Source organism: Streptomyces sp. NPDC004542, assembly GCF_040610035.1.
Classification (GTDB): Bacteria; Actinomycetota; Actinomycetes; order Streptomycetales; family Streptomycetaceae; genus Streptomyces.
In genome coordinates this window covers 1-9255 of sequence record NZ_JBEXLP010000153.1, presented here as the reverse complement: position 1 = coordinate 9255, position 9255 = coordinate 1, and the positions used below count along the sequence as shown (strand labels likewise).

Annotated in this window: 8 protein-coding genes and 2 pseudogenes; 4 read left to right on the top strand and 6 right to left on the bottom strand. The window is 71.4% G+C overall.

Translation table 11 applies throughout. The features are described 5' to 3' along the window. The 6 genes and pseudogenes from ABZX30_RS37085 to eda form a co-directional block, all read right to left on the bottom strand. Positions 1–92 (bottom strand): annotated as a pseudogene (locus ABZX30_RS37085) (glucosamine-6-phosphate deaminase); the annotation flags it as partial. A 1-nt stretch (position 93) separates the two neighbouring features. After that, the gene (locus ABZX30_RS37080) at positions 94–1461 is read right to left on the bottom strand and encodes a 6-phospho-beta-glucosidase (RefSeq protein WP_355942573.1); all 1368 of its coding nucleotides are present in this window, start codon (positions 1459–1461) and stop codon (positions 94–96) included. Then, the gene (locus ABZX30_RS37075) at positions 1458–2243 is read right to left on the bottom strand and encodes a DeoR/GlpR family DNA-binding transcription regulator (RefSeq protein ID WP_355942570.1); all 786 of its coding nucleotides are present in this window, start codon (positions 2241–2243) and stop codon (positions 1458–1460) included. Before ABZX30_RS37075 ends, ABZX30_RS37080 begins: the two co-directional genes overlap by 4 nt. A gap of 327 nt (positions 2244–2570) precedes the next feature. Beyond that, positions 2571–3182, bottom strand: coding sequence for an AAA family ATPase (locus tag ABZX30_RS37070; protein ID WP_355942568.1), 612 nt, complete (start codon positions 3180–3182; stop codon positions 2571–2573). Between the two features lie 60 nt (positions 3183–3242). Beyond that, entirely contained in the window at positions 3243–4544 is a 1302-nt protein-coding gene (locus tag ABZX30_RS37065) for an MFS transporter (protein WP_355942565.1), read from the bottom strand. Positions 4545–4682: 138 nt separating this feature from the next. Further along, positions 4683–5330: a bifunctional 4-hydroxy-2-oxoglutarate aldolase/2-dehydro-3-deoxy-phosphogluconate aldolase gene (gene eda / locus ABZX30_RS37060; protein WP_355942562.1), complete on the bottom strand. Its 648-nt coding sequence runs from the start codon at positions 5328–5330 to the stop codon at positions 4683–4685. Between the two features lie 96 nt (positions 5331–5426). Between eda and ABZX30_RS37055 the strand changes: the two genes are divergently transcribed. From ABZX30_RS37055 to ABZX30_RS37040, 4 genes and pseudogenes are all read left to right on the top strand, one after another. Beyond that, a complete protein-coding gene (locus ABZX30_RS37055) occupies positions 5427–6212 on the top strand; it encodes a DeoR/GlpR family DNA-binding transcription regulator (protein WP_355942559.1) in 786 nt (261 codons plus the stop codon). Positions 6213–6443: 231 nt separating this feature from the next. Further along, positions 6444–6620: pseudogene (locus ABZX30_RS37050) on the top strand (LacI family transcriptional regulator); the annotation flags it as partial. A gap of 103 nt (positions 6621–6723) precedes the next feature. After that, positions 6724–8250 (top strand): tRNA (N6-isopentenyl adenosine(37)-C2)-methylthiotransferase MiaB, encoded by a 1527-nt coding sequence (gene miaB / locus ABZX30_RS37045; protein WP_355942556.1) that lies wholly within the window; start codon positions 6724–6726, stop codon positions 8248–8250. Positions 8251–8278: 28 nt separating this feature from the next. Then, positions 8279–8992 carry a class III extradiol dioxygenase subunit B-like domain-containing protein gene (locus tag ABZX30_RS37040; protein ID WP_355942553.1) on the top strand — a complete coding sequence of 238 codons (714 nt, stop codon included), beginning with the start codon at positions 8279–8281 and terminating at the stop codon, positions 8990–8992. Positions 8993–9255: the final 263 nt, after the last annotated feature.

Below are 9255 nucleotides of genomic sequence, written 5' to 3'. Positions count from 1 at the left end.
AGGGCGTCGGGCTTGCGCCGCAGCAGCTGCGCCATGGCCTCGGCGACGAGCTCGCCTCCCGCCTCCGCGTCCGCGACGATGACGACTTCCACGCTACCGCTGCCCGTCGGCGAACACGGCCGCCACTTCGGGGATGCGGTCGATGTACCCGTCCAGGAGCTGACGGCCGACGGTGACCGAATCGACGAGGGGGTGGAGGGAGAACGCCTTGACGGCGTCGGCGCGGGAACCGGTGACGGCCGCGCTGACGGTGAGCCGCTCCACCGCCTTCACCTGCTGCATCAGGCCGGCCTGGTGCAGGTCGGGCTGGGTGACGGTGAGCGGGTGGACGCCGTTGGCGTCGACGGTCACCGGGACTTCGACGACCGCGTCGTGGGGGAGGGCGGACACGGTGGTGCCGTTGCGCACGTTGAGGATCATCGTCGCGCGCTCGTTGCGGCTGATCGCGGCCATCACCGCGAGGGCGACGCCCGCGTAGCCCTGGTGCGCGGGGTCGGGCTGGAAGTCCGCGTCGGCCTCGGCCTCTCCCTGGACGGCTCCCTTGGCCTCGGCCATGTAGGTGGCGCTGCGGTGGGCGACGGTCTCGCGCCACAGCCGCACGGCCGAGCCCCCGGCGGCGTCGGTCACCCGCTGGTAGAACTCCCGCTGCTGGCGGGCGAGGAACTCGCCGCGGGTCTGCGGGGCGTCGAGGATGGAGCGCACGGCGTCCCGGTTGAAGTAGTAGTAGTACAGGTACTCGTTGGGGATCACCCCGAGGTCGCGCAGCCACTGGGTACCGAAGACCACGCCCTCCTCGAGACTGCCGAGGCGTTCGTCCGCGAGCAGGCGGGGCAGCACGTCCTCGCCGTTGTGCAGGACCCGGCGCATCCAGCCGAGGTGGTTGAGGCCGACGTAGTCGAACTGGGCCCGGGACGGGTCGAGGCCGAGCGTCGTGGCGATCCGGCGGCCCAGGCCCGAGGGGGTGTCGCAGATGCCGAGGACGCGGTCGCCGAGGACGCTCTGCATCGCTTCGGTGATCATCCCGGCGGGGTTGGTGAAGTTGATGACGTACGCGTCGGGCGCGAGTCGGCGCACGCGGTGCGCGATGTCGAGCATGACCGGGATCGTGCGCAGGCCGTAGGCGAGGCCGCCCGGGCCCGTCGTCTCCTGGCCGAGGACGTTCAGGTCCAGGGCGACCCGCTCGTCGCACATGCGGCCCGCGAGCCCGCCCACCCGGATGGCCGCGAACACGAAGTCGCTGCCCTCCAGGGCTTCGTCGAGCGACGTCGAGACCGTCACCCTGGGGGCGTCGGGGAAGCCGTCGGCGAACCCGGCGAGCACCTCGGCCATCGCCTTGAGGCGGGCCGGATCGGTGTCGTACAGCCAGACGTCGTCGATACGGGGGGTGCCCTGGTCGTGCAGCAGGGCCTGGTAGACGTACGGCACGCGGAATCCGCCGCCGCCGAGGACGGTCAACTTCATGCGACTATCACCTTTCCACCCGCCTCTTGGCAGAGCTGGAGTGTGTGGGGATCGGCACCGCCGGTGGTGATCAGGACGTCGATGTCCGACAGCGGGCACACGCGCAGCGATCCGGTGCCCGGGAACTTGGTCTCGGCGGCGACCAGGACGACCTGTCCGGCCGTCTCGATCATGGCCTGCTTCAGGGGAGCCTCGACCGCCATGTTGTCCACGACATGACCGCTCGGGCGCACCCCGGTGCAGCTGAGGAAGAGCAGGTCGGCGCTGACCTGGCGCAGTGCCTGTTCGGTCAGGGAGCCGACCAGGGACTGGTAGTTGCGGCGCAGCACGCCGCCCAGTATCACCAGACGCACGGCGTCGTCGTGGCGCAGTTCGTCGAGCACCGCCAGGCTGCTGGTGATGACCGTGACGGGGCGCCCGCGCAGTCGCCGGGCGATCGCCTGGGGTGTGGTTCCGATGTCCAGGACGACCACGCTGTTGTCCTCGACGAGCTTCACGGCCTCCTCCGCGATGGCCTCCTTCAGCGCCTGGTCGCGTGTGGCCACGACGTCGAAGGGCACCTCGCTCACCGGCTCCTGACCGGTGGAGTCCACGGCGGCGCGCGGGGACAGCGCCGCGCCACCGTAGGTGCGCACCAGTTCGCCGTTGCGGTCCAGCTCGATCAGGTCCCGGCGGATGGTGGACTCGCTGACCTGGAGCCGCTCGGCGAGCTCGCGCACCGAGGCCACTCCGGTGGTGCGGAGGGATTCCACGATCCTCGCGTGTCGTTTGCGTGAAGTCACGCAGTAACCCTACCGCCGAATGACTGACTTCAGTCATGAAGTCGTGGAGGGTCTGGTCGCTGTTGACTGACTCTTGTCATTTTGCGTGGATGGTGCTCATAGTTGAGCACTTCATGTGGCGGCACCCGACGGAGGCGGTATCCGTGCTCGATGTGCTCTTCTGCGCTGACGCTCCGCCGGACCCGCCGTCCGGGAGCCCACAGGCCGTCCGTCACCGGCCGCCCGGTTCCGGCCGCCCCTCGGGGTAGCGCCGCACCGCCAACGTTCCACCAGCCCAGGAGGACCACTCCATCACCGAGAGAACCCGAGGCCTGAGGGAGCGCCTGCTCAGGGCGCCGGCGAGGGCGCTCCCGTGCTGTCGGCGAGCCCGTCCAGCGCACGGGTGACCGCCGCGGCGGTGATGCCGTCGGCCCGGTTGTCGAACACCAGTCGGTGCCGGCTCACCCACAGGCACTCGTTGGCCCGCGCCTTGTTCCAGAAGGAGTCCCAGTCGGCGAGCTTGGAGAGGTCCCGCGCGTAACCGCGGGCGCGGACGCGTGCGCGGGCGGTGTCCGAGTCGACCTCGACCCGCACCACCACCGGTTCGACGGGGCGGGGCCAGGAGTGGCGCTCGGCCACTTCGTCGAGGTAGCCGGGACGGGAGAAGTACCGGCCGAACGGCGCGTCCAGGACGACCGGCCGGCCCAGCGCGAGGTTGTCGCGTGCCAGGTCCAGGATGGTCAGGTACTCCAGGTCCATCACCGCGGACTGGTAGTAGGGGTTGAGGTCCCGCTCGGCCCGGTCGGTGCCGGCGAGCTCCAGGAGCGCCTCGGTGAGGCGGGTGCAGACCGTGTCCTTGTCGATGTAGGCGGCGCCGGCCTGCCGGGCGAGCAGCCGGGCGACGGTGCTCTTCCCCGATCCGGCCGGCCCGATCACGAAGTAGGCCCGTGGGATGGTCATGTGCGGCTCTCAGGTGAGGTGGGGGCCGGGGCGGTCGCTCGGGACCGCCCCGGCGCCGGGTCAGGCGGTCGCGGGCCTGCGGTCCTTGACGAAGAACAGGTAGGAGGAACCGCCGACGAGCAGCAGGACTCCGCCGACGAGGAACACGTAGTTGTAGCTGCCTCCGGTGGCGTCGAGGATGCTCCCGGTGACGATCGGGGCCAGCGTCGCGCCCAGGAAGCCGCCGAAGTTCTGGATGGCGCCCAGCGAGGCCACGTGGTGCGGCTCGGCGACGTCGGAGGCCAGGGTCCACAGGCAGCCGATGGGCACCTGCGCGGCGAAGTAGCCCACCGACAGCAGCACCATCGCGAGGGGGGTGCTGTCCACGTAGGCCACGGGCAGCACGGCGGCGGCCGCCAGGGCCGCGCCGCCGGCGATCGGGATCTTGCGCGAGGTGACGGGGGAGACTCCCCGCTTGATCAGGCGCCCGGAGAGGAAGCCGCCGGTGAGCACACCGACGATGCCGCAGAGGAACGGCAGCGAGGCCAGCCAGCCGGTGGCGGCGAGACTGAATCCGCGCGAGGTCTCCAGGTAGCTGGGCAGCCAGGTGAGGTAGACCCACACCGTGTAGAAGATGCCGAAGGCGCCGACGATCATGAAGTAGGTGTTGCGCTGCCGGAACAGCTGTCCCCAACCGGCGTTCCGCGTGCCGGAGGGCGCCGGGGTCTCGGTCTCCGCCCCCTTGATGGCCACCTGCTCGCGCAGCGTGGGGTCACGGTAGACACGCAGCCACACGAGCACGATGACCAGTCCCAGCGCGCCGATGGTGACGAACATGCCGCGCCAGCCCAGCAGCAGCATGAGCGAGGTGAGCAGGGGCGGGGCGATGGCGTTGGCGATCTGCGAGCCGGTGTTGACGACCGAGATCGGCAGTGCGCGCTCGTCCTGGGCGAACCACCTCTGGTTGACCTTCAGGCCGGAGGTGAAGAACGGGGCCTCGGAGACGCCCAGGGCGACCCTGGCCGCGTACAGGGCGCCGTACGAGCCGGCGGTCGCGGAGACCACCGACACCAGTGACCACAGCCCGGCCGCCCAGGCGTACATGCGCTTCGGGCCGAAGCGGTCGACGAGGTAGCCGGCCGGGAGGTTGGCCAGGGCGTAGGGCCAGGCGAACGCCGCGAGCAGCAGTCCCATCTGGGTGGAGCTCAGACCGAACTCCTTCGCGATGGTCGTGTTGGCCACGCTCAGGTTGGAGCGGTCGAGGTAGTTGACGACACCGCCGATCACGAGGAGGGCGACCAGCACCCAGCGGATCCGGAGCCTCGGTGGCGTGCCCGTGTCGCGTGTCTCTGGGACCTGGACGCCGAAGAGCGGTTGGGACATGGGAATCTCCTGGAGTATCACCACAAGGGTTGTGGAGGGGGACGAAATACCACAAGGGGGGAGTGGGGTGCGGCATACCGCGAAGGGGGAGCGGGTGCGGTACGCCGCAAGGGGGGTGCGGCGGAGGTGGGAGGGGTGTCAGGCCCGGGCTTCCTCGATGGCCCGCAGAACGGTCCGGGCGGCCTCGGTCACCCGGCGGTAGTCGCCGTCGGGCCGGGCGGCCTTCGTCACGAAGCTGCCGACGCCGACCGCGACGACACCGGCGTCGAACCAGGCCTTCACGTTGTCGGGCGAGACGCCGCCCGCAGGCATGAGCGGTGCCTGGGGGAGTGGGGCGGCGACGGTCCGCACGTACTCGGGGCCCATGAACTCGGCGGGGAAGAGCTTCACGATGTCGGCGCCCGCCTGCATCGTGTCGACGATCTCCGAGGGTGTGAAGGCGCCGCTGACCGTGACGGCCTGGTAGCGGTTGGCCGTCTCGATCATCGCCGGGTTGAGGTTGGGGCTCACCAGCAGTCCGGCCCCGGCGGAGATGCAGGCGTGTGCCGCCTGGTCGTCCAGCACCGTCCCGGCGCCGACGACCACTCCGTCCCGGCCGTAGCGCTCGGCGAGCCGTGAGATGACATCCAGCGCGCCCGGCACCGAGAGCGTGATCTCCAGTGCCCGCACACCGCCTTCGATCGCCGCCTCCGACACGGCGAGGGCCTCTTCCGCGCTGTCCAGGCGGACGATCAGAAGGGCTCCCGTGCGGACGATCGCGTCAAGGGATTGAAACTTTGTTACCATGGCGGAACACGCTAGAACATTGATTCACATCTTGTCACTACCTGGAAACCGGGAAGTTAACCTGATCTTCATCAGCCCCGTCCCGGAGGAGTCGTGATGAGCAGGGCACCGCTGATCCCCGAACAGCGCCACCAGGAACTCCTGCGCCTGCTGCGGAGCACGGGCGTGCTGAGCATCCGCGAGCTGACCGCGCGGCTGGACGTCTCCCACATGACCGTCCGCCGCGACATCGCCGCGCTGGAGAAGAGCGGGCAGGTCGTCTCGGTCCAGGGCGGTGTCAGGCTGACGGACTGGACCGGCCACGCCCCGCCGCGCGAGCGCGCGTCCCGGGCCGTGCTGGAACTCCCCCGCAAGCAGGCGATCGCGCGGACCGCGGCGGGCCTCGTCGAGGACGGCATGACCGTCTTCGTCGACGCGGGAACGACCTGCCAGGCGGTCGTTCCCTTCCTGGCGGTCCGCAAGGACCTCACCGTCGTCACCAACGACTTCCACGCCGCGATCGCGCTCTGCGGTCTCCCCGACGTCCGCTCGATTCACACGGGGGGTGAGATCGACGTGTCGAGCGGCTCGAGCAGCGGGCCGCTCGCCGCCCGGGCCGTCGGGGCGGTGAACATCGACCTTGGATTCCTGAGTACGGGATCGTGGGACCTGGCCCGCGGTGTGACCAGCCCCTCGACCGACAAGGTGCTGCTCAAGCAGACCGTGATGCGAGCGGCTTCGTCGGTCGCCCTGCTCGCCGACAGCACGAAGTGGGGCATCGTGGAGAGGTTCAACGTGACGCCCCTGGGCGAACTCGACACCGTCGTGACCGACGACGGTCTGCCGCCGGGGGTCGTCGACCGCGTCACCGAGGAAGGGCCGACGGTGCTGCTGGCCGGCTGATCCGTCCTGGCCGGCGCTCCGGTCCCCGCGGTGCGAAGGCCCGGTCGGCGGGGCCGCGCCGAGGGGCGGCCGCGCCGACCGGGCGGTTTCTCCGGGTGGGCGGTTCTCCTGGTGGGCGCGTGCTTCAGCCGGCCGTCCTCGCGGCGTGCTGGGCGAGGAGCCGGGCCGTGGCCCGGTCCTGGTTGGAGGGGGTGTTGTCCCAGATGATCCGGTAGCCGTCGTAGTCCGGGTCTGTGCCGACTGACCCACCCGCCGCTGCCCGCCATGAGCCACGACGTGCACGGCTTCGGTGCCGATGTGGCCCGGACCCTGTTCGCGGTGATCGACGGAGCCGGCCCGGAGTCCCACCAGGTCCCCACGCCGGCCCTCACGCCACGGGGGTCCACCGGCCCGCCACCGAGACCGTAGCGGCAGGGGCGTCGCCTGCGGTCATCCGTGGGCATGCCCCGGCCGAGCCGCCGGAAGCCCGGCGCGGGAACGGAGTTCCACGGACAGCGCCTACCCTTGGGGAATGACCAGCAGCAGCGACCGGAGCCCCGCAGTGGACGTTCACACCCCCAAGAGCTATGAAATCCGCACCTACGGGTGCCAGATGAACGTCCACGACTCCGAGCGGTTGTCCGGGCTGCTCGAAGAGGCCGGTTACGTACGTGCCCCCGAGGGATCGGACGGCGACGCGGACGTGGTCGTCTTCAACACCTGTGCCGTGCGCGAGAACGCCGACAACCGGCTGTACGGCAACCTCGGCAGGCTCGCGCCCAGGAAGGCCTCGCGACCGGGCATGCAGATCGCGGTCGGCGGCTGCCTCGCGCAGAAGGACCGGGACACCATCGTGAAGAAGGCGCCCTGGGTGGACGTCGTCTTCGGCACGCACAACATCGGCAAGCTGCCGGTCCTGCTGGAACGCGCCCGCGTGCAGCAGGAGGCGCAGGTCGAGATCGCCGAGTCGCTGGAGGCCTTCCCCTCCACCCTGCCGACCCGGCGCGAGAGCGCCTACGCGGCCTGGGTGTCGATCTCCGTCGGATGCAACAACACCTGCACCTTCTGCATCGTCCCGGCCCTGCGCGGCAAGGAGAAGGACCGCCGCCCCGGCGACATCCTCGCCGAGGTCGAGGCCCTGGTCGCCGAGGGTGTCTGTGAGATCACGCTGCTCGGGCAGAACGTCAACGCCTACGGCTCCGACATCGGCGACCGCGAGGCCTTCAGCAAGCTGCTGCGGGCCTGCGGCACGATCGAGGGCCTGGAGCGCGTGCGCTTCACGTCCCCGCACCCGCGTGACTTCACCGACGACGTCATCGCGGCCATGGCCGAGACCCCGAACGTGATGCCGCAGCTGCACATGCCGCTGCAGTCCGGTTCGGACACCGTCCTGAAGGCGATGCGCCGGTCGTACCGGCAGGAGCGCTACCTCGGGATCATCGAGAAGGTGCGCGCCGCCATCCCGCACGCCGCGATCACCACCGACATCATCGTGGGCTTCCCCGGCGAGACCGAGGAGGACTTCGAGCAGACCCTGCACGTGGTGCGCGAGGCGCGGTTCGCACAGGCGTTCACTTTCCAGTACTCCAAGCGGCCCGGCACGCCTGCCGCGACCATGGACGACCAGATCCCCAAGGAGGTCGTCCAGGCGCGCTACGAGCGTCTCGTCGCGCTCCAGGAGGAGATCTCCTGGGCGGAGAACAAGAAGCAGGTCGGCCGCACCCTCGAGCTGATGGTCGCCGAGGGCGAGGGCCGCAAGGACGGCGCCACCCACCGGCTGTCCGGCCGCGCCCCGGACAACCGGCTGGTCCACTTCACCAAGCCGGAGCAGGAGGTGCGCCCCGGCGACGTGGTCACGGTCGAGATCACGTACGCCGCCCCGCACCACCTCCTCGCCGAGGGCCCCGTCCTCACGGTGCGTCCCACGCGCGCGGGGGACGCCTGGGAGAAGCGCAACGCCGCCGAGGCCGCCAAGCCGGAGGGTGTGATGCTCGGGCTGCCCAAGATCGGCGTGCCGGCGCCCCTGCCCGTCGCGGCGAGCGGCTGCGGCTGCGACTGACGCCGGGGTCGGCGTTACCCTGTCGACCATGCTTGTCGCCGCCGCACTCTGCCCCTGCCCGCCGTTGCTCGTGCCGGAGGTCGCCGCGGGAGCCGCACCCGAGCTGGACGCCGCGCGTACCGCGTGCGCGGACGCACTGGGTGTGCTCGCCGCCGCCCGCCCCGACCTGCTGGTGGTGGTCGGGCCCGCCGAGCGGAGCGGGCGTGGACCGCACCCGCAGGGCACCCCGGGTTCCTTCCGCGGCTTCGGCGTGGACCTCGACGTACGGCTCGGTCCCGGCGAGGGGGCGGCCGACGGCCGCGCGCTGCCGCCGTCGCTCGCCGTCGCCGCCTGGCTGCTGGAGCGCGTGGGCTGGGCGGACGCGCCGATCGAAGGGCTCGGCGTGGGGGAGCCCCTCGCGCCCGAGCGGTGTGTCGAGGCGGGCAGGGGGATCGGGGCGCGCGCCGCCCGCGTGGGGCTGCTGGTGATGGGCGACGGCAGCGCGTGCCGCACGCTCAAGGCGCCGGGCTACCTCGACGAGCGTGCCGCGCCCTTCGACGCCGAGGCAGCGCGGGCGCTGGGGTCGGCGGACGTGCCGGCGCTGAAGGCGCTGGATCCCGGGCTGGCGCACGAGCTCAAGGCGTCGGGCCGCGCCCCGTGGCAGGTCCTGGCGGGAGCGGCCGAGAACACGGCCCTGACGGGAACGCTGTTGTACGAGGACGCGCCGTACGGCGTGGGGTACGTGGTCGCGGCCTGGTCCTAGCGGGGCGGCCCCGACGGGGGCGGCGCGAACGGCGGACGGGGCGCTGCCGGTCAGGAAGGCGACGGTACGTCCGGTCCCGTGCCGGGCCCGTCGCCGCCCGCCCGGATGCCGTGCTCCCCTCGCGGGGTGCTCATGTGCGGCCGCCGTCGCCGGTCCCGTTGTCGGCGGCCTCCTCGGCGGACTGCTGCCTGGGGATCTCGGTGGCCTCGGCGGCCGCCGCCTGTCCGGTCCCGCCGGCGTCGGAGGGCACGGCCTCCGACCCC

Excerpts from the sequence above, each read along its gene's own strand:
- ABZX30_RS37080 (WP_355942573.1), bottom strand. The coding sequence starts at position 1,461 with ATGAAGTTGACCGTCCTCGGCGGCGGCGGATTCCGCGTGCCGTACGTC.
- ABZX30_RS37070 (WP_355942568.1), bottom strand. The coding sequence starts at position 3,182 with ATGACCATCCCACGGGCCTACTTCGTGATCGGGCCGGCCGGATCGGGG.
- ABZX30_RS37065 (WP_355942565.1), bottom strand. The coding sequence starts at position 4,544 with ATGTCCCAACCGCTCTTCGGCGTCCAGGTCCCAGAGACACGCGACACG.
- eda (WP_355942562.1), bottom strand. The coding sequence starts at position 5,330 with ATGGTAACAAAGTTTCAATCCCTTGACGCGATCGTCCGCACGGGAGCC.
- ABZX30_RS37055 (WP_355942559.1), top strand. The coding sequence starts at position 5,427 with ATGAGCAGGGCACCGCTGATCCCCGAACAGCGCCACCAGGAACTCCTG.
- miaB (WP_355942556.1), top strand. The coding sequence starts at position 6,724 with ATGACCAGCAGCAGCGACCGGAGCCCCGCAGTGGACGTTCACACCCCC.
- ABZX30_RS37040 (WP_355942553.1), top strand. The coding sequence starts at position 8,279 with ATGCTTGTCGCCGCCGCACTCTGCCCCTGCCCGCCGTTGCTCGTGCCG.